The 19,579-nt window shown below is 60.1% G+C and carries 18 protein-coding genes; 6 read left to right on the top strand and 12 right to left on the bottom strand.

Features of this window, described 5'->3' with window-relative positions; genetic code table 11:
- Nucleotides 1-260: 260 nt before the first annotated feature.
- Nucleotides 261-1,808: a hypothetical protein gene (locus ACILSO_RS13160; protein ID WP_395737878.1), complete on the top strand. Its 1,548-nt coding sequence runs from the start codon at nucleotides 261-263 to the stop codon at nucleotides 1,806-1,808.
- A gap of 106 nt (nucleotides 1,809-1,914) precedes the next feature.
- Here ACILSO_RS13160 and ACILSO_RS13155 read toward each other — a convergent pair whose 3' ends face one another.
- The 3 genes from ACILSO_RS13155 to ACILSO_RS13145 all read right to left on the bottom strand — a co-directional run bounded on the left by ACILSO_RS13155 (nucleotide 1,915) and on the right by ACILSO_RS13145 (nucleotide 4,628).
- The gene (locus ACILSO_RS13155) at nucleotides 1,915-2,391 is read right to left on the bottom strand and encodes a Fur family transcriptional regulator (protein WP_395737877.1); all 477 of its coding nucleotides are present in this window, start codon (nucleotides 2,389-2,391) and stop codon (nucleotides 1,915-1,917) included.
- A gap of 37 nt (nucleotides 2,392-2,428) precedes the next feature.
- Nucleotides 2,429-3,379: a hypothetical protein gene (locus ACILSO_RS13150; protein ID WP_395737876.1), complete on the bottom strand. Its 951-nt coding sequence runs from the start codon at nucleotides 3,377-3,379 to the stop codon at nucleotides 2,429-2,431.
- Between the two features lie 73 nt (nucleotides 3,380-3,452).
- Nucleotides 3,453-4,628: a leucine-rich repeat domain-containing protein gene (locus ACILSO_RS13145; protein WP_395737875.1), complete on the bottom strand. Its 1,176-nt coding sequence runs from the start codon at nucleotides 4,626-4,628 to the stop codon at nucleotides 3,453-3,455.
- 78 nt (nucleotides 4,629-4,706) lie between these two features.
- Here ACILSO_RS13145 and ACILSO_RS13140 point away from each other — a divergent pair, with 78 nt between their 5' ends.
- Both ACILSO_RS13140 and ACILSO_RS13135 read left to right on the top strand, forming a co-directional pair.
- Entirely contained in the window at nucleotides 4,707-4,988 is a 282-nt protein-coding gene (locus ACILSO_RS13140) for a putative quinol monooxygenase (protein WP_395737874.1), read from the top strand.
- Nucleotides 4,989-5,074: 86 nt separating this feature from the next.
- Nucleotides 5,075-5,536, top strand: coding sequence for a c-type cytochrome domain-containing protein (locus ACILSO_RS13135; RefSeq protein WP_395737873.1), 462 nt, complete (start codon nucleotides 5,075-5,077; stop codon nucleotides 5,534-5,536).
- Nucleotides 5,537-6,070: 534 nt separating this feature from the next.
- On the opposite strand, the gene ACILSO_RS13130 is transcribed toward ACILSO_RS13135, so the two are convergent.
- From ACILSO_RS13130 to ACILSO_RS13090, 9 genes are all read right to left on the bottom strand, one after another.
- On the bottom strand, nucleotides 6,071-7,081 hold the full coding sequence (locus tag ACILSO_RS13130) for a methyltransferase (RefSeq protein ID WP_395737872.1): 1,011 nt from the start codon (nucleotides 7,079-7,081) through the stop codon (nucleotides 6,071-6,073).
- An 86-nt stretch (nucleotides 7,082-7,167) separates the two neighbouring features.
- Nucleotides 7,168-7,617, bottom strand: a complete 450-nt coding sequence (locus ACILSO_RS13125) for a hypothetical protein (RefSeq protein ID WP_395737871.1) — start codon at nucleotides 7,615-7,617, stop codon at nucleotides 7,168-7,170.
- A gap of 323 nt (nucleotides 7,618-7,940) precedes the next feature.
- On the bottom strand, nucleotides 7,941-9,293 hold the full coding sequence (locus ACILSO_RS13120; protein WP_395737870.1) for a TolC family protein: 1,353 nt from the start codon (nucleotides 9,291-9,293) through the stop codon (nucleotides 7,941-7,943).
- Nucleotides 9,286-9,702, bottom strand: a complete 417-nt coding sequence (locus tag ACILSO_RS13115; RefSeq protein ID WP_395737869.1) for a hypothetical protein — start codon at nucleotides 9,700-9,702, stop codon at nucleotides 9,286-9,288. Before ACILSO_RS13115 ends, ACILSO_RS13120 begins: the two co-directional genes overlap by 8 nt.
- 30 nt (nucleotides 9,703-9,732) lie before the next feature.
- Entirely contained in the window at nucleotides 9,733-10,713 is a 981-nt protein-coding gene (locus ACILSO_RS13110) for an efflux RND transporter periplasmic adaptor subunit (protein ID WP_395737868.1), read from the bottom strand.
- 449 nt (nucleotides 10,714-11,162) lie between these two features.
- On the bottom strand, nucleotides 11,163-14,264 hold the full coding sequence (locus ACILSO_RS13105) for an efflux RND transporter permease subunit (protein WP_395737867.1): 3,102 nt from the start codon (nucleotides 14,262-14,264) through the stop codon (nucleotides 11,163-11,165).
- A 115-nt stretch (nucleotides 14,265-14,379) separates the two neighbouring features.
- Nucleotides 14,380-14,697: a PadR family transcriptional regulator gene (locus ACILSO_RS13100; RefSeq protein WP_395737866.1), complete on the bottom strand. Its 318-nt coding sequence runs from the start codon at nucleotides 14,695-14,697 to the stop codon at nucleotides 14,380-14,382.
- A gap of 170 nt (nucleotides 14,698-14,867) precedes the next feature.
- On the bottom strand, nucleotides 14,868-15,857 hold the full coding sequence (locus tag ACILSO_RS13095) for a bestrophin family protein (RefSeq protein WP_395737865.1): 990 nt from the start codon (nucleotides 15,855-15,857) through the stop codon (nucleotides 14,868-14,870).
- Nucleotides 15,858-16,034: 177 nt separating this feature from the next.
- Entirely contained in the window at nucleotides 16,035-16,382 is a 348-nt protein-coding gene (locus ACILSO_RS13090) for an ArsR/SmtB family transcription factor (RefSeq protein ID WP_395737864.1), read from the bottom strand.
- A gap of 64 nt (nucleotides 16,383-16,446) precedes the next feature.
- Here ACILSO_RS13090 and ACILSO_RS13085 point away from each other — a divergent pair, with 64 nt between their 5' ends.
- Genes ACILSO_RS13085 through ACILSO_RS13075 form a run of 3 tightly spaced genes read left to right on the top strand, consistent with a single transcriptional unit; the run spans nucleotide 16,447 to nucleotide 19,577 of the window.
- Nucleotides 16,447-17,496, top strand: coding sequence for an alkene reductase (locus tag ACILSO_RS13085; RefSeq protein ID WP_395737863.1), 1,050 nt, complete (start codon nucleotides 16,447-16,449; stop codon nucleotides 17,494-17,496).
- Nucleotides 17,493-18,503 (top strand): LLM class flavin-dependent oxidoreductase, encoded by a 1,011-nt coding sequence (locus ACILSO_RS13080; protein WP_395737862.1) that lies wholly within the window; start codon nucleotides 17,493-17,495, stop codon nucleotides 18,501-18,503. Before ACILSO_RS13085 ends, ACILSO_RS13080 begins: the two co-directional genes overlap by 4 nt.
- Nucleotides 18,504-18,542: 39 nt before the next feature.
- On the top strand, nucleotides 18,543-19,577 hold the full coding sequence (locus ACILSO_RS13075; RefSeq protein ID WP_395737861.1) for an aldo/keto reductase: 1,035 nt from the start codon (nucleotides 18,543-18,545) through the stop codon (nucleotides 19,575-19,577).
- Nucleotides 19,578-19,579 lie beyond the last annotated feature (2 nt).

The raw sequence follows: 19,579 nt of genomic DNA, 5'->3' as shown, positions 1-19,579 counted from the left end.
CAGCAGAAAAGCCACAGGCAGAGCAGGCAACCTGCTCAGGAACAACGCCAGTGTGGCACCGCGGACATTTCATTGTTATAGAATATATGGAAGATACAACAAATCAAGTTCTATTTCCTCACTCCTGACACAGAAAAAATGTTTACACTGCGTGCCGTTTGTGGTGTAACTGTAAGTTGATTCAACAAAATTAAAAACGAACGCTGATTTTACCTGGCTTTCCAACATCGAAATCAACGCTCAATTTTTCACATCTGATCATGAAGCTCGCCCCCACCATCGTCATCCTCGGCAGTCTGCTGACTGCCGGTTCCATTCATGCCAAATGGTCGCGCATTCCCATCATCAAGGAAAAGCCAGTCAACACCATCACGGGGCCTGCCAGCAATGCATCACTCGACAGCTCTTCCGGATTCGGTCATGTTGATTCCATCCTGTCCAGCGACATCACCGCTTCATCCACGGTGTCGGCTGGAAAAAGCTTCGTGCTTGTGAACCTCGGGAAGCCGGTGCTCATCTCCTCCTCCACGTTTGTCAACGACGGCATCGAAGGGAAAGCCACCCTCTCCGCCAGCGCTGACAAAAACGGCTGGGCGGTTCTTGAGGAAAAAGTCTTCTCTGCCGCTGATCGCAATGTGGATTTCAAGTTTGCCGGCATGCAGGCCAAGTATGTGAAGCTTGAACTCGCCCTCTCCAAAGGCGGCATCATTCGTCACCTCCAGTTCTTTGGCGCTGCAACCGACAAGGGCTATGCGGTGAAGCAGTCTGCGGATGGCAAAGGCGGCAAGCCTGCTGACCTTATCAATGGCCTGGGCGGTGCGCGCGTTGTCTATGCCGCTCCTAGGCCCGCCAACGGTATCGACAGTGCCATCACCTACAACAAGTTCGCCTTCCCTGAGTCGGATGAAAAGTATCGCACCATCATTTATGACTTCGGCCAGCTTCGTATTCTGAACGAGTTCGCTTCCGTTCACTCGCCACGTCCGGTCCGTTTCGAAGTGTTCGCCTTCGACAATCTGCCAGAAAAAGAAGACTGGCGTGGACGCATGGCCTTTGACCCCAATGAATTCGGCGCCAAGTCCCCGGTGGCAGTGGCTGAAGACACCCGTGGTCTCGGCTCTCTCAAGGCCAAGCCAGCCAAGCCGGTCAAGACCCGCTACCTCGCTCTGCGCTGGGAGCCTGAATTCAACCCGCCAGACTTCCAGTGCACCGGTTCTGCTGAAGGCAATGTCATCAACATCGTGACCACCAACACGATCACCATCACCAATGCGGATGGTAGCAAGACGGTGGTGACTGTGACCGTTGGCGACGCTCATGGTGCCGGTGCTGCCACCAGCAACATCACCCCGGAAAATGCCGGCCAGATGGTGGCTCAGGGACAGGCTGTCAGCAGCGACACAACCGTGGTCGTCACTGCCAACTACGCTCCGGGCGTTGATCCTTCCGCACCGGGCGCAACACCGGTTTCGTCTACGACAACGACGGGAAGTTCCACAGTGACCGTGACGACTCAGTCCGATGGCACGGTGGTCACCACAAGCACCTCCAGAACCACCGACAGTTCTGGCAACACAATCAACACGACGGTCACCGAAACTAAAACGGCTGACGGCACCACCACAACGTCTGTCAACCAGACCTCCACCACTCCGGACGGCACCACGACTCCTGTGGTGGACGCCAACGTGACCCAGCCCGGCGCGGGCAACAATCCGAATCTTGGCAACTCGCCTTCGCCTTCGGGTAACGGTTCGGTGAACTCCAACACAACGAACACCATCTCCACGGCTGCGACCTCACCCTAACCGTCTGTGATCCACTTCAATCCCGCACGGGTGCAAACCTGTGCGGGATTTTTTTTGGGTCCAAGGTGGCTTCAGTGTGACTGCCCTGCGTTGCGGTTCAGTCCGGCTACCCGCATTGCGGGCAGAGACCATAGAATTCCAGCTCATGGTAGAGCTTGCGAAAACCGGATTCTTTTTCGATCTGCTTCTCAAGGGCTTCCACCGGGCAGGCAATATCCAGGCGCTGGATACGGCCACACTGAGTGCAGATGAGGTAATCGTCATGATGACCTGCCTGGAGCAGGGTGTAGTAAGCGCTGCGGTCGTGCAGTCCCAGGCGGCGGATGAGGCCCAGTTCCTCCAGCTTGACGAGCACCCGGTAGACGGTCGCTTTGTCTGCACCACTGGTCAGGTCTGGCGATTCGGCGATGTCTGCGAGTGAAAGGGGCTGATGGGAATGGACAAGGATGGAAAGGACGTTCTCCAGGGCCTTGGTGCGCCTCAATCCGGCTTCCCGCGCACGGCTCAGCATGGAGGCGGCCAGTTCGCGGGCCGTTTCCTCATCGTGATGCTGGCAGGAGGCGGAATGATGGTGGTGAAGCATGTGTCGGATTTCGCAATTATTTAAGTTTGCCGAAGCTTCAGTTGGCCGACTTGGCGGGTTTTTTCTGCTGGAACAGCCATTCGTGCAAATCGGCACGTGGATATACGAGGCCCGTGATGCCGTGGCCTGCGCCTTCGAGTTCGGTGTACTTCATCAGTTCTCCGCCGGCCTGCTTGACTGCGGCCACAATGGCGCGGGAGCGATCCACGGGGACCATGTCATCTTTGTCCCCATGGAAGACCCAGAAGGGAGTGGCTTTCAGTATTTCGGCGTTTTTGACGTCGCCACCGCCGCAGAGGGGGACGCAGGCGGCAAAGACACCGGGATACTTGGCGGCGATGCTGAAGGTGCCGAAGCCTCCCATGGAGGAACCGGTGAGATAGAGGCGCGTTTCATCGATGGGAAGGTGCTCGGAAAGGTCTGCGATGAGAGCGAGGAGGTTGGCAGCCACCTCGTTTTTCCAGCCGATGTCGGCGGAGGGGCATTGTGGGGCCAGCAGAAAGCACGGGTCTTTGGCCTGGTTGTCCTCAGTGGTCCAGATCTTGGGCGCACCGCCGAGCTGGGATTCGTTGTCGCTGCCGCTCTGGCCGGAGCCGTGCAGCCAGATGACGAGAGGATAACGCTTGGTGCCGTCCAGTTTGGGATTGCCCCAGAGCTGGTAGTTTAGACCCTGCTTGGACACCCCTTTGACAAACTGCCCGGTGATCTTGGCAGCGTGTGCGCCTTCCTTGAGACCTCCGTCACGGCGTTTCTCACGCAGCAGGCCCTGGATGTAGTCCTGGTCTTCTTTTGAGAGCTTGTCCAGCGGCAGGCGGAACTGGTTGAAGTCCGTGGTGCGGCGGATTTTCACCTCCTTGTCGGAAAACTCGATCAAGTTTCCCATGAACTTGGATTTGCCGTCGCTGGAAGTCCACTGGCGGGCAGGATCGGCCGCTTGGGAACTGCTGAGAAGCAGAGCGAAGGCAAGGAGACGGAGGGACGCTTTCATGCCGCATGCTAAGCTGCGGGCGTCCTGGACGGCAAGCACTTTGCGCAGGGGCATTGCCAGCCCGGGCGCCGCATCAGGGCATGATGCGCGCGCCGGCCTTTTTCATTTCGTCCACGTAGGTCTTGGAGGCTTGGTCGATGGGATTGCCTTCGATGAAGATCTGGCAGTAGGGCGCCCACTCGCGAGGTCCGTCGTTATCCTTCTTCCACATGCGATACAGGGGAGCGAGGTCCGCGATCTGGTTGTTTTCCAGGAAGAGAAACTGCAGCTCCGTCAAAGGCTCCAGGGGGGAGATGTCCACCACGCCATTGCCTTTGAGCGAAAGCATGGAGAGCCACTTCATGCTGCCGATGCCCGCGAGGTTCGTCACCTGATTGCCTTCAAGGTAGAGCGTCCATACTTTCGGCAGCTTGTAGAGGGAGGTGGCGTCTTTGATCTGGTTGTTGGCCAGGTAGAGAGACGTAAGAGACTGAATGCCGCTCAGGGGCGCCACGTTGCTTACCTTGTTGCCCGTGAGCTCCACGTATTGCAGTGCTTTGCATTCGGCCAGCGGAGCGATGTCGCTGATCTGGTTGTTGGAGACGTCGAGGAATTGCAGACGTTCGAGGCCCTTGATGGGAGCTAGGTTGGTGATCTGGTTTTCGGGCAGTGTTAGAGAGGCCAGGGCGGTGCATTTTTCCAGGCCGGTGAGGTCTTTGATGCCAGCTTTCTTGGCCTCAATGATCGCAACGGAGGTGACATCTTCTGCGGTGATCACTTCCTGGTTGTCGCGCTTGGCGAAAACCTGTTTCCGCACAGCGGCCTCGAGAGCTTTGTCCGGGAAAATGGCGACCGGTTTGGGAGCAGGCGGCTTGGCGGCGGCAGGAGGAGGCGTGGTGGGCGCTGGCGTGGGGGCCGCAGGTTTGGCGGGAGGTGTGGCTGGTTTTGCCGGGGGCTCTCCAGGCTTGGCTGGTGGTGTCGCCGGTTTCGCGGGTGGTTCTCCCGGTTTGGCAGCCGCAGCCGCAGGCGCGGGTGCGGCTGCGGGCTTGGCAGGAGCAGGCGTGGTGGCCGCAGGAGCGGGAGCAGGGGCAGGCGTTGCGGGTTTGGCTTCGGGCTTCGCCGCTGGTGGGGCAGCGGGTGCGGTTTTGGTTTCTGCCTTGGGTGCCGGTGCTGCGGCTGCAGGCGGCGTGGCCGGTGTCCCGGCTGGTTTGGCGTCTTGGGCGTGAAGACTGAGGGCCAGCAGCGTGGGGAGGGCGAGTCGAAGTTTCATGGCTGGGGGTGATGTTAAGGGCATGATACGTAGAACGCAGGTTGCATGTTAATCAAAAATCGCCTCTCTCTTGCGCTTATGGTCAACGTTATTGTCATCCTCGAGATCGATCCGCAGAAGATCGATGAATTCCTTTCGGTCATTCTCGAAAATGCCGCCGCTTCACGGCTGGAGCCTGGCTGCATCCGTTTTGAAGTCAGCCGCGACAACGAGCAGTCCAATCTCTTCGCGCTGAGCGAGAGTTATGTGGATCAGGCCGCGTTTGATCTTCACTACACCACGCCGCACGTGGCCAAATGGCGCGCCAAGGGGCCGGGCTTTGTGCTCAAGCGCTGGGCGGTCAAAGGACCGGTCATTTAGCTCCCCCAATGGAAGCCTCGTTTTGAAAAGGTGCGCCGCATGCTGATTTGGCGTCACAGATGCGCTGGGAACGGCTAGCAGTGCGGATGAAATGCCGTGTCTTCGTTTTTTGTCTGTGCCTGGGTTTGGCCTTGCTCGCCGCCTGCTCCCAGAAGACGGATCCCACGCATCCGTTCATTGCGATCGCGAACCATGATTATTTTGTGCAGTATGTGAAGCCGGTTCTGCAGGCCCGCTGCCTGGCTTGTCACCGGGGAAGTGAGCCACCGGCCGGGCTTTCGCTCGTGCAGCGCAGCAGCCTGTATGCCCCGCGCAGGTATGGCAGGGCCTTCGTGGTGCCGGGAGATCCGCATGCCAGCAGGCTGCTGACCTCGGTGTCCGTAGGGGGCTATCACCCCGGGCAGTCCCTTGGACCTTTGCTGACAGCTGCGGAAACGGACGTTCTTTACGAATGGATCGAGGACGGCGCCCACTGGCCGGACAATCCGGACGGTTTTCTGCAGCCGTGGGTGTACCTGCCGCGCAAGAAAGGCCTGCTGGAGCGCTGATGCGTGTGGTGATAGCGGGGGACGTGGAGAACGGGTCGGGGTGGATGGGTGCGCGATGGCTGCCGGAGGATCGAGCGGATGCTGGTGCTTTCGAGGCGTCTCCTGCTCTCCTTTAGAGCGCGGCCTTTAGTGGGAATGTAGGCCGATGCAGCACCCAGGGCTTGCGCCCTGGGCTGACTCCTGCGGGCCTTTGGCCCGCGGGGATGGGCGTTCGGGCTACGGTGATAGCATGAGCCGTTGACAGACGGTTCTGGATGTTTAGCCGGATGCTGCGTTGTGGGGTGAATGAAAAAGGCAGACCTTGCGAAAGGGGGGGAGGGACCAGGATGGTCCTACTCCTGGCCGGAGCTTTCGCCATGGGCAGCAGTGGAAGGAGAGGGATCAATCTTGATCCCTCGACGCTGTGTGATTACCCAGCGTTCCTTGTGGGTGGAAGCTGCGGTGGCGCCGAGGAAGCGCATCCTTTTTCAACTGCTGGCGGCCTGAGGTGAATGCCCGTGTTCGCCCGGGACACATGGTCATTCATTCAAGGTGTCACTTGATGCCGATGACCATCGAGTCGGGGCCCACCAGGTGCTCCACGCGGCAGTTTGTGAAGCCGGCCTCCTGCATCCAGCTGATGCAGTCGGCGCCGGTGTAGTCGAAGCCGCCGGGGGTCTCGATGAGCATGTTGAGGCTCATGAGCAGGCCGAAGGCGTTTTCTTTCCGCGCGTCGTCGATGATGGAATCATACACGACGACGGCACCGCCTACGGGGAGCGCTGCGTAGGCTTTGTTCAGCAGCATGAGCTTGGTGTCCTGATTCCAGTCGTGCAGGATGTGGCCAAACAGCAGCACATCTGCCTGCGGCAGTTCTTCGGTAAAGAAACTGCCGCCAGCGAACTTGACGCGGCTGCTCAAACCGTTGGCACTGATGTACTCTTCAAAGATCGGCGCGACCTCCGGCAGATCAAAGCCGATGCCCTGCAGGTGGGGATTTGACAGGGTGATTTGCGTGACCAGATCTCCCTGGGCGGTGCCGATGTCCGCGCAGCTCTGATAATTGGCCCAGGGGAACTTTTGTGCGATTGCCATGTTGGCCCCGCGGCTGACGCCTGACATGGCGCGCAGGAATTCACGCAGCTTGGCGGGGTCTGCATAGAGTGCGGTGAAGGGATCGTGCCCGCCTTTGGATTCGTTCTGCGGCTCGCCGGTGCGAACCGCCTCTGTCAGGCTGCCCCAGAAAGGGTAGAGGCGGTGGTTGGCCATCTCCAGGATGCCGCCGATGTAGGAGGGTTTGGCCTTGTCCAGAAACAGATCGGTCTCCGGAGTGTTGCTGTAGATGCCCGCTTCGTCGCGCTGCAGGAACTTCAGCGCCACCAGGGCGTCGAGGAAATCACGCGCCCCACGCAGATGCAGTCCCATGCGGCCGCGCAGCGTGCCGAGATCGCCCGGATGTTTGGCCAGTTCGGTGAAGATCTCCATCTCCACGGCGCTGAGGAGCGTTTTGGAAGCCCAGAAGGCGAGACCGGTTTGCAGGATGTGATCAGGGGAGGGAGCAGTCATGGGGCGAGTTTGGAGAAAGCGTGCGATGGTGCAACTGGAACGCGGCATCAATCCCGCCGCAATGGGGCTCCTACGTGGAGTGTGGATCAGAGGTCGTCATCCGTGAATGGCGGTGCGCAGGCTGCGAGGGACGCTTTCATTTCCGCCACGAGCGGTGCGATGAGACTGGTCAGGGGTGACAATGCGTCTGCAAGCGCGCTTTCAGAAGTGTCCCAGCCGATGTAGAATGTGGCACCCTGCACCTGGAGCTCGAGGCTGCGGACGTAGTGCATGCTGTCCCATGCGCGCACTTCGGGATTGAGGGGGATTTTCAGGGAGGCGAAGGTGTCTTCAATCTGTGTCGCGAGAGCTTCTGGAAGGTCGTGCTGACGCCAGACGGTGATCGGCAGCTCGGGCATGTCATGGGTGTAAAAAATCACGCGCTGACCGCTGTCTTCGAGCCGGGCAAAGACGTGGAAGCGCCGGCCTTTCTCGCTCTGGGCGAAGGCTTCGCTGTAAATAAAAAGGGCGGTATGAGGGGCGTCAGGAGGAGTCATGGTGATGGCGTGCTGGAATCAGGCACATGTGCCGATTTTGAACGAGGAGACAATCCAGCGTCCTTGTTTCTTAATGAGGAGGTCATTTGAGCGGTGCGGATCGGGCTCCAGGATGGGCGTGCTTCGGAGATTCATCGCGGATAGCACGGACTGACACGGATGCCTGAAGCTGAATACACGATGCCTTGGCTTAAAGCCGTTTCAATGACATCGCCATCTGGTCCGCGCCGCCTCTCGTAGCCCCATTTCACTGCGGATGGAGGAGAAGAATTGGGGAGGGCTGGCCGACAGACAAGAGTGTCTGTCGTACTTCCAGGCAGGCCCTATTTGCCCACTGCGCGCTTCAGCGCATGCTGCGCCTTGTTGAACTCGGTGACGGCGATGACGCGGCTCTGGCGGGCGCGGGTGAGTTCTTCGCGGGCGAGGAGGTATTCCAATACGACACCGACCTGGCTGGCCTGGCGTTCTTTGGCGAGCTTGGTCATTTCTTCGGCGGCTGCGACGGCTTCGTCGTTGATCTTGATGCGGTCGTTGGCGGACTGTGAGCGTGTGGCGGCTTCGACGACTTCGCGGCCGATGGCGGCTTTGACCTGATCGGTCTGCAGCGCGGCGCTTTCTTCGCGGGCGTCCGCCACCTTCTGCCGCTGGCGGTCAAACAAGCCGCCGGGGCCGATTTTCCAGCCAAGGCCGAGGTAGTAGTCCTGCTGGCTGCCGAAGTTCCCCCAGCGGTTGCCGACATTGGGGCCACCGCCCAGTCCGCCGGCGGTGTAACCTGCCTGCACGGATGGGATCATCGGCGCCACACGTGCGCGGTCTTTTTCTGCATCCATGGACTTGTGAATGGCCTGCGCGGCCTGGACTTCGGGCCGGTTCATCTGGGCGAGAGAGATCATGGTGGCGACTCCTTTGCCTGCCATCATTTTGACGGGCACGAGGTCTGACTTCGCGGGACGAAGCGCAGCATCGGGAGTGAGGCGCAGGATTTCGGCAAGACGTGCGGAGGCGAGATCGCGCTGCTCTTCGCCCTGACGAATGGCGAGCTTTGCCCGGCTGATCTGAGATTTCACGCGCAGAAGATCGGCACGAAAGGCGGTGCCTGCGGTGACGGCCCCTTCGAGCTGTTTGCCATAATCCTCCGTGAGCTGCAGATCATCCTCGATGATGATGAGCATGGCCTCGGCGGCGAGGAGGTCGTAATACCGCTCCACCGACTGAGTGATGATGTCGATGCGCGCTTTGGCCGCCAGATGCTCGGCGGCAAGCGCGCGCTGCCTGGCGGCGAGCGCGGCGTAATAAATGTCTCCGGGGGACCAGTCGACCATGACGGTGGAGCCGACGGTGTACTGCTGCTTGTTCACATTGAAAACATTGCCCGCGATGTCCTGCAGGCGGCCTTCATGTCCGCGATAACCTGCTCCGAGGCTCAAGGAGGGCCAGAAGCGCTGCCAGGCCTGCTTGGACTCCGCCAGGGCTTCGTCATGCTTGGCGCGCGCGTTCTGGATCTCGTCATTGTTGGCGCCGGCGAGGCGCATGACGGTGCGGAGATCGACGAAGGCGGGTTCGGCGGCGTGGAGGAGCGATGTGGAGAGGAGAAGCAGCAGTGCCGAATAACGAAACCAGAATGAGGAACGACGAATGCATGACGGAGCGAGCAATCGGAAACAAGGATTATTCATGTGAGGAAGAGGCTGGAGTTGGTGACTGCTGTTGGAGTCGGAAGGTTCGCGCAAGCTGGATGAGTGAGACGAGCAACAAAGGGACTGAGGTTTTAAGTGTCCATTCAGACCTCTCGGTCATCATCGAGAGATAGATGAAAAATCCGGTTAACAGCAGCAGGGCCAACCAGCGAAGAACAGCGGCGGCTCTGAAAGGTAAAAAGGAAGATGCGGGCAGAAGCAGGGCTGCCCATAAAGACAGCCCCCACGGTGAACATAAAGTGTCGGCGAATCTTTCTGTGAGAATTTGCCATAAAAAGCCAGCGCCATGTCCTCCAGCAACGAAGATGCAAAAAGTGCAGGTCGCGATCAAGAGCATCATGATCACATCGGCCCACCACCGGCTTCTTCTGTGATCAGGTCTGTTCATGAGAATGTAAGTGAGCTAGCTGAAAAGTGATCACTTCACTGTGACCGCCTGCTTGTCCGTCAGCAGCGTAGTGCCGGGCAGGAGGATCACTTCATCTGCTTTGAGATCTGGAATCTCCACATTCGTGCCGTCGTTGAAGCCGGTCTTCACGGCAGTCTTCATGGCTTTTCCGTCCACGTGCTTGAACACAAACGCATTGGTCTTTTCCATCACGAGTCCGGCCACAGGGATGAGCGTGGCGCTCTCGTGTTTCTCCACGGCGATCTTGGCCATGGCATACATGCCGGGGCGGAGCTTGAGCTCGGCGTTTTTCAGGTCGGCTTCGGCGAGCATGGTGCGGGTGGCGGGATCCAGCGCGTAAGCAATGCGGGAAATGCTGGCCTCCGCCGGTATGGGGCCGCTGGCGTCGATCTGCGCTTTCACCGGCTTGCCGACGGCGACAAGTGAGCTTTCCATCTCCGTGACGGGGATTTGCAGGCGCAGGGTGCTGGCATCGACGATGTCCACAATCTTGCTGGTGTTCGCATTCACGAGCGCGCCTGCATCCACGTGGCGTGCGGTGACGATGCCATCAAAGGGAGCTTTGATTTCGGCAAAGGCGAGCAGGGTGGTGATGCGGTCCATGCCGGCCCTGGCAATGGCCAGCTTGGCTTCGGCATCTTCGACGGACTGCGGCAGAACAATGTCGGGGGATTTGGCGCGGGCTTCGTGGAGGCGCTTGGATTCAAGGCTGGCGGCGGCGATCTCGGCTTTGGATTTGGCGAGGTCGGCGAGAAGCTCGGGGACTTCGAGCTTGGCGATGACCTGGCCCGCTTTGACGGAGTCTCCTTTATCGACGCTGATGGTGGACACGTAGCCCGTGACCTTGGCGTGAAGCAGGACCTGCTGCCAGGGAGCGAGGGTGGCGGGGAGAGAAACCCAGCGGTGGATGGTGCCGGTGGTGGGCTTGGCCGCGGGGAGATCGAGCGCGGATGCGGTGGAGGCGAGGAGGAGAAAGAAGATGCTGCGCATGGGAGAGGCAGAGGAGTGATTGATAAAAGCGAAAAAGATTCAGATACTGCGATGGGCGATGATGAGCGATTTTTTCACGCCTAGGGGCCGTGATAGGAGGGTGTAGGGGCAAAGGGATTGCAAAACACGGCCACAAACCAGATGCCGAAAGCTGCGATCGCAAGAATGAAACCATAAGCTATCCCGGCCATCGCCCTTGGTCGTCCATGGGCTCGACTCAGGAGACACCCTGCAAATATCGAACTGAGAGAGGCCCAGAGAAGAGCAAAGATGGGAGGTCCTACGACATAGAGAAGGATGCCGCCGCGAAGATGGGGCTCAAACATCGTCATCACTGATTTCGCAATCGCGAGCGAAACAACGATCAGAACCCAGCCGATAGTTTTCCTGTCGATGCTTGGTTGATTTGACTGCTGCTGTTCGTGGTTCGACATATAAGTGTGTCATGCCTACAGCGGGTCCAACGATGCCTCCTTGGCCGTCTTCGACGCCAGCAGCGCGTAAACTGCAGGCAGCACGAGCAGCGTGGCCACGGTAGCGAGCGTGAGGCCGCCAATCGTCGCGATCGCAAGCGGACTCGTCTGTGAACGCGCGAGCGCCATGGGGATCATGCCGGCGATCATGGCGAGAGTGGTCATGAGAATGGGGCGCAGGCGTGTGGTGGCGCTTTCGAGGGCGGCATCGCGTTTGGTCATGCCGCCGAGCTGGGCGCGGTGGGCGAAGGTGACGAGAAGGATGGCATTGGCCACGGCCACACCGACGGACATGATGGCGCCCATGAAGCTCTGCAGATTGAGCGTGGTGCCGGTGAACATGAGGGCGAGCACCACACCGAGCAGTGCAGCGGGAGTGGTGGTAAGGACGATGAGGGAGAGGCGGACACTTTGGAAATTGGCCACAAGCAGGAGGAAGATGGTGACGATGGCGATGAGGAGACCGGTCTGCAGGCCGCTCTGGAGTTCTTTGAGCGGCGGCACCTGGCCACGCAGGGTGACGCTGACGCCAGCAGGCGCGGGATTGTCAGCGATCACTTTCTCCACCTCCTTGGCGATGCTGCCCAGCGGCCGGTCATGCAGATTCGCCGTGATGGAGATGCTGCGGGCCATGTTGTAGCGATCATACTGGCCAATGACATTGCCTTCGGCGATTTTGGCGATGTTGCGCAGCGGGACGGGCGGTTTGCCCTGCGCGGTGACGGGCACATTGCGCAGGTCTTCGAGGCTTTTCATCATCGGCTGCGGCACCTGAACCTGCAGGGAGTAGCTGACGCCAGTTTTGGTATCGGCCCAGAAGATGGGTACTGTGAAGCGGCTGCTGGTGGTGGCGGCGACGAGGCTGCGGGTGGCATCGCTCATTTTCACGCCGAGCAGACCCGCGCGCTCGCGGTCGATCTGAACATCCACGCTGGGGTAGTCGAGGGTCTGGCTGAACTGCACATCGCGCAGGTCTTTGAGTTCGGCGAGTTTGGATTTGAGCACTTCAGCGTGCGCGCGGCTGGCGGCGAAGTCTTTGCCGGAGACGGCGACTTCGACGGGTGTGGGTGAACCGAGGGCCATGACGCGGGAAACGATGTCCGCAGGCTCAAAGGAAAACTGCACCTGCGGAAACTCAGCGGAGAGGCGCGCGCGGAGTTTTTCGCGGAGAGGTGCGATAGCGACGCCGCTGCCGTCTTTGAGCTGGATCTGCAGGATGGCTTCCTCGGGGCCGCTGTTCCACTGGTGGATGAGATTGACGGGATAGTTCGGCGCATGCACGCCGACGAGTCCCATGCTGATGGCGACTTTGCCGGAGCCGCTTTCTTCATCGATGAGCGCGAGAGTGCGCAGGGCGATCTGCTCGGTGGTTTCAAGGCGGGTGGCGGTGGGCGCACGCAGGCGGAGCTGGAGCTGGCCGGCATCGATCTGCGGGAAGATTTCCGTGCCGAGGAAAGGGAGGAGAATGCTGATGGCGAAGATGACGCCGCCGAGGTAGGCGGGAACGAGGATGAAACGGGTGGCGAGGGATGGGAGGAAGAGCCAGCGCAACGCCGAGGCGCGCGCAGGCTTTTCTTCTGCCATCGTGCGCGGAGCCGAGTGCCACCAGATGTTGAGGATGGGGACCAACGTGCTGGAGAGCAGGTAGGAGGCGATCATGCTGAAGCCGACCGCTAGGGAGAGAGGGAGGAAGAGGGCTTTGGCAGCGCCAGTCATGAAGAAGCTGGGGACGAAGACGGCGAGGACGCAGAGCATGGAGAGGGAGCGCGGGCCGATGGTTTCTTCGGAGGCGTCCAAGACCAGGCGGGCGAGGGAGCGGCCGCCGCCCTGTTTCATGTGGCGGTGGATGTTTTCGATTTCCACAGTGGCTTCATCCACAAGGATGCCGACGGCGAGCGCGAGGCCGCCGAGGGTCATGAGATTGATGGTGTAGCCACCGATCCACAGCGCGAGCACGGCGGCGGCGATGGCGATGGGGATGTTTAGAACGACGATGAAGGCGCTGCGGAGATCGCGCAGGAAGATGAGGACCATGAGGCCGGTGAGCGCGGCGCCGAGGATGCCTTCTTTGATGAGATCGCGGATGGCGCGGATGATCCAGGGGCTTTGATCAAACTCAAAAGTGACATTGATATCCTCAGGGCACGCGGCTTTGAACTTGGGAAGGTTCTGTTTCACCAGTTCGACGACGCTGAGGGTGGAGGCATCGCTGCGCTTGGTCACAGGCATGTACACGGTGCGCTTGCCATTCACGATGGCGATGGAGTACATCATGTCGCTGCCATCGCTGACTTCGCCGAGATCGCGCACATAGACGGCGCCTTGATCGGTGACTTTGACCGGGACGGCGGCGAGATCCTGGATGTTCTTCACCACGGCATTGGTGGGAACGATGGGGAAGCTGTGGGGGAGGGAGAGATTGCCGCTGGGGCTGATGGTGTTGGCGGCGGTCATCGCGGCGACGATGTCATCGGGCGAGAGGCCGTAGGCGCGGAGGCGGTCGGGCTTCACATTGATCAAAATGGTGCGTGCGCTGCCACCGAAGGGAGGCGGTGCGGACACACCGGGCAGCGTGGCAAAAAGCGGGCGCACCATGTTGAGCGCGGCATCCTGCATCTGGCCCACGGTGCGCGCGGGGTTCTCGGTGGAGAAGACGAGATTTCCCACGGGGACACTGCCGGCATCAAAGCGGGTGACGAAGGCGCCGGGCGTGCCTGGTGGCATGAAGGAGCGGGCGCGGTTCACATAAGCGATGGTTTCCGAGAGCGCGGCGGACATGTCCGTGCCGGGATGAAACTGCAGCTTCATGATGGAAGCGCCCTGGATGTTCTTCGACTCCACATGCTCGATGCCGGCGATGTAGAGGAAGTGGTACTCGTAGTAGTAGGTCAGGTAGCCCTCCATCTGCAGCGGGTCCATGCCGCCGTAGGGCTGTGCGACGTAGATGGTGGGAATGCCGAGGGTGGGAAAGACATCGCGCGCCATTTTTTCCTTGGCCTGCCATGCGCCGAGAAGGATCGCCACGACGATGACGATGATGGTCCAAGGGTGGCGGAGAGCGAGGCGGGGAAGGGACATGATGGGTCGGAAAATCAAGGCGGGAGCCGATTACGGGCACCGTAAACGAATGGCAGACAAGCTTTTTTCTGCGAAAAATAGAATTGCCTGTGAGGGCAAATTTCGGCGGCGCAGGTCAGGATTTTCCAACTTCGACGCCCAGCTCGCGGAGCTGCTTGCGCACGATCTTGAGGACAGCGCGGCCTTCCCTGGTGATGGTGTAGGCACGGGGCGCCTTGGGGCCGCGGGAGGCGTCCGCCTTGGAAATGAGCCAGCCGTTTTTCTCCATGCGCTTGAGCAGCGGATAGAGCGTGCCCGGGCTGACATCGTAGCCGTGATGGCGGAGCTCCTTCAGCATCCACTGGCCGATGACCTCCCCTTCCGCTGCATGGTGCAGCACATGCACCTTCCAGAAGGAGAGAAGGATTTCGCGGTTGATGAGTTTGAGGTCCACGGCGGTGAGAATTTAGTCCCGCCAAAGCGGCGGGCGGTCAAGCAACGTCTCGTGCAAACTGGCGAAGACAGGAGAATCCGCGGCCCGGCATGAGTGTCCCGCGCCGACATGCTGCCTGCGATTTTTTTCGAAGAACCAGCGCCGGGCGCTGTGAAAGACGGCCAGGGCTCTCAGAGAAGGACGTCGTTTTCGGGTTGCAGCTTTGGCGGCAGCTTGTCTTCGCCGAGGATCTCGCGGACATCGATCTCGATGTTGCGGCAGATGGTGGAGATGGGGGTGTCGTTGACGGCGTTGTCGAACGGGTTTTCGCTAAACTCGCCGGTCTGCTCCATGGTGTAGAAAACCCAGGAGATGAGGACCGAAAAAGGAATGGTGAGCCAGACACCGGGCCCGCCGACGACGGCGCTGAGATCTTTCAGCAGGCCAAACGGGAGCAGCAGGATGAAGATGTGCACGAAGATGTGGCTGGCGATGCTGTACTGGCGGAAGAGCGGGGTGGACTTGATGCGCTCGCAGCCGCCCTGGAGATTGTGGAACTCTGTGACGAGGCGCATGAGCTCGATGTGCTCGAAGGGATCGAGCGCGCCTTCGCGCTTGAGCTGGGCCAGGTGCTCGGCATGGACCTTGAGCAGCATGCAGGCGGGATTGTTGAGGCTTTTGAGGCGGTTGATGTAAAGCAGCTTGCCGTGCTCTGCGAGGATGCGCTCCAAGCCTTTGCCAAACTCCTCCAGCTCATGGCGCTCTCCGGCGAAGGTCTTGTGGAGGTTTTGCTTGCTGGTGGCCCAGGGAATGGTGCGGCGGAGCTGCAGGCGGAGGATGTTGATGAAAGCTAGGTGGCGGTAGGCGGCCTCGCGTACTTCGTCGGAGTCGGGAAGACTGGCCTTCAGGTGGGCGACGAAACTGCGGGAGGCATTGGTGATGCCACCCCAAAGGCGCCGGGCCTCCCACAGGCGGTCAAAGGCCTGGTTGTTCTTGAAGCCGACGAAGAACGCCACTGCTGTGCCGATGGTGCCGACGGGCAGGAAGGGAATGGCGATCCAGCGCATTCCCGCGAAACGGTAGAGGACAACTGCGAGCGTGCTGATGAGAAGGGACTCGATGAAATTTCGACGTGCGAAATGCCAGAGAATGATCAAACGAAATTCTTTGCCGACGTACATGGTGCGCTGATGCGGTTTGAGATTGGAAGCTGAGGGTTTGCAGAACAAAAGCACTCTGCATGCCAGCCAGTGCTTCTGGGAAAAAGGCGGTTTATACGACGGCAGAGGCGCACTGCACGACCAGTTTCGCAATATTCACGCTGCCATGGGGGGGAGCCTTTTCTTTAGAGACGGAGGCTATTCCCCATGTTCGCGCTTCCACGCTTTCAAAATGGAGTCCAGCAGTCCGGGAAAGCGGCTCTCCAGCTCCTTGCGCCGCACCTTGCTTGTCATTTCCACGCCGCGCCGCTCGCTGTAGATGATGCCGGACTCGCGCAAAATGCGGTAGTGCTGGGAGCAGGTGGACTTTGGCATGCTGCACTTCAGGCGGCCCGTGGTCTCCACACAGTTCAGACCCTCCTCCGCTTTGCGCAGTTCGGCGACGATGCCGAGGCGCACGGGATCTGACAGGGCATGGAGGATGCCTGCGACGGTGATGCTGTCGGCTGGAGGATGGTAAAGAGGTCTGATGCGGGAATGATACATTAATTTCACTTGCAGTTCAATCATTCTATTGTTCCGTATTTGTGAACAATAGAACTAAACTCCCATGCCAACTCTCTTTGACTCCCTGCAGCTCGGCCCTCTGACCCTGCCCAATCGCATCTTTCTCGCCCCGCTCACCCGTGCCCGTGCCGGCCAGCAGCGTGTGCCCAATGCCCTCATGGCCGAGTACTACCGCCAGCGTTCAAGCGCCGGTCTCATCCTCACCGAAGCCACCTCGGTGACGCCCATGGGAGTTGGTTATGCCAACACCCCCGGCATCTGGTCGGAGGAGCAGGTGGCTGGCTGGCGGCTCGTCACACAGGCCGTGCACGAGGCCGGCGGCCGCATCTTTCTTCAGCTCTGGCATGTGGGGCGCATTTCAGACCCGCTGTTCCTGGACGGTGCTTTGCCGGTGGCTCCGAGTGCCATCGCCGCCGCAGGCCACGTGAGCCTGGTGGGCCCGGAGAAATCCTTCGTCACTCCCCGTGCTCTGGAGCTCTCCGAGATCCCCGGCATCGTGGAAGCATTCCGCAAAGGTGCGGAAAACGCCAAGCTCGCCGGATTTGACGGCGTGGAAATTCACGGTGCCAACGGTTATTTGCTCGACCAGTTCCTGCAAACCAAGACCAATCAGCGGACTGATGAATACGGCGGCTCCGTGGAAAATCGCGCCCGCCTCATGCTTGAGGTGACCGATGCCGTGATCTCCGTGTGGGGTGCTGATCGCGTGGGCATGCACCTCGCTCCGCGCGGCGATGCGCATGACATGGGCGATGCCAATCCTCTGGAGACCTTTGGCTACGTCGCGCGTGAACTGGGCCGTCGCAATATTGCCTTCATCGCTGCGCGCGAACATCAGGCTCCGAACAGCATCGGCCCTGCGCTGAAGAAGGCTTTCGGTGGCGTGTATGTGGCCAATGAAAAATTCACCCTGGAATCCGGCAATGCCATTCTCGCCGCCGGTGATGCCGATGCCGTCGCCTTCGGGGTGCCGTTCCTGGCCAATCCCGACCTGCCCAAACGTTTTGCTCAAAACGCCGCGCTCAATGCGCCTGACCCGGCCACGTTTTATGCGGACGGCGCCAAGGGCTACACCGATTACCCTGCGTTATGAAGCCGCTCCTCTACTCTGTACTCGACCTGTCGCCGATCTTGCAGGGCGAGACTGCCGCGCAGTCCTTTCAGCATTCGCTGAATCTCGCGCGGCATGCGGAGAAGTGGGGCTACCATCGCTATTGGGTGGCCGAGCACCACAACATCCCCGGCGTGGCCAGCGCGGCCACGTCGGTGGTCATCGGCCACATCGCCGGCGGCACCTCCACCATCCGCGTTGGCTCTGGCGGCATCATGCTGCCCAATCACGCACCGCTCGTCATTGCAGAACAATTCGGCACGCTGGAGTCGCTGTATCCCGGTCGCATTGATCTCGGCCTTGGTCGCGCTCCGGGCGGAGATCAGCTCACCGCGCGCGCATTGCGTCGTGGTCTCGGCAGCAGTGGCGATACCTTTCCGGCAGATGTTCAGGAGTTGCAGAGCTACCTCGGCGCACCCTCGCACGGCCAGCGAGTGCATGCCGTGCCGGGGCAGGGGCTTCACGTCCCCCTCTACCTCCTTGGCAGCAGTACCTTCAGCGCCACTCTGGCGGCAGAGATGGGCCTGCCCTTTGCCTTTGCGTCTCACTTTGCACCCGAGCTGCTGCACCAGGCGCTGGACATTTACCGCACTCAGTTTCGTCCTTCCGCAGTTTTGCAGGAGCCGCATGTGATGATCGGTGTGAATGTGATTGCCGCTGATACCGATGCCGAGGCAACGCGTCTCTTCACTTCCCTGCAGCAGGTCTTTCTCAATCTCATTCGCGGCTCGCCCCGCCAGCTCCCGCCACCTGTGGGCGACATTGACGAAATCTGGAGTCCCGTGGAGGCCGCGCACGTGGCGCGCATGACACGCTGCTCCGCCGTTGGCGGGCCAGACAGTTTCAGGCGGCAAATCGAGGTGCTGCTCAATGACACCGGCGCTGATGAAATCATCGCCACCGCGCACATCCACGATCAGCATGCAAGGCTGCACTCCTTTGAAATCGCTGCGGAGGTTTTTAAAAGCCTGCGGCATTTCAATTCCTAGCTTCATTCACTCTCTCAACAACCCACCTCACAAACTCTTATGGAATACAGACAACTCGGCGGCTCCGGCTTCAAAGTTCCCGCGCTCACACTCGGCACCGGCACCTTCGGCGGCGGCACGGAATTCTTCAAAGAATGGGGCGCGTCCGATGTCGCGGAAGCCTCCCGCCTCATCGACATCTGCCTTGAAAACGGCCTCAACATGTTTGATTCGGCTGACATCTACTCGAACGGCCTCGCGGAAGAAATCCTCGGCCAGGCCATCAAAGGCCGGCGCGATCAGGTCCTCATCTCCACCAAGGGTACTTTCCGCTTTGGCGATGGCCCCAACAACGTCGGATCCTCCCGCTGGCATCTCATTCGCTCCGTGGACGCCAGCCTCAAGCGCCTCGGCACCGACTACATCGATCTCTACCAGCTTCACGGCTTCGATGCCATGACGCCCGTGGAGGAAGTCGTCGGCACTCTGGACGACCTTGTGCGCGCCGGAAAAATCCGCTACCTCGGCGTGTCCAATTTCTCCGGCTGGCACCTCATGAAATCACTCGCCCATGCCGACAAGTTTGGCCTCACCAAATACGTGGCCAATCAGACCTACTACTCACTCGTTGGCCGCGAATACGAGTGGGAGCTCATGCCCCTCGGTGTCGATCAAAAAGTCGGCGCCGTCGTCTGGAGTCCGCTCGGCTGGGGCCGCCTCACCGGAAAGATCCGCCGCAGCCAGCCGAAGCCGGAAAGCGGCCGCCTCTCGCAAAAGCTCAGCTCCTCCGCAGGGCCGCAGGTGGAGGACGAATACCTCTTCAAAGTCGTGGACGCTCTCGATGAAGTCGCTGCTGAAACTGGCAAGACCGTCCCGCAGGTCGCATTGAACTGGCTTCTCCAGCGCCCCACCGTCTCCACCCTCATCATTGGCGCGCGCAATGAAGAGCAGCTTCGTCAAAACCTTGGCGCCGTCGGCTGGAACCTCACCAAGGAGCAGGTGGCCAAACTGGATGCTGCCAGCGACAAGCCGAAGATCTACCCCTACTGGCACCAGGCCGGCTTCGAAGAGCGCAATCCGTTCCCGACGAAGTGAGG

The sequence above is a fragment of the Prosthecobacter sp. genome (assembly GCF_044226605.1).
GTDB lineage: Bacteria > Verrucomicrobiota > Verrucomicrobiia > Verrucomicrobiales > Verrucomicrobiaceae > Prosthecobacter.
Note: the sequence above shows the minus strand (reverse complement) of the source record. Positions and strands in the feature narration are given on the sequence as shown.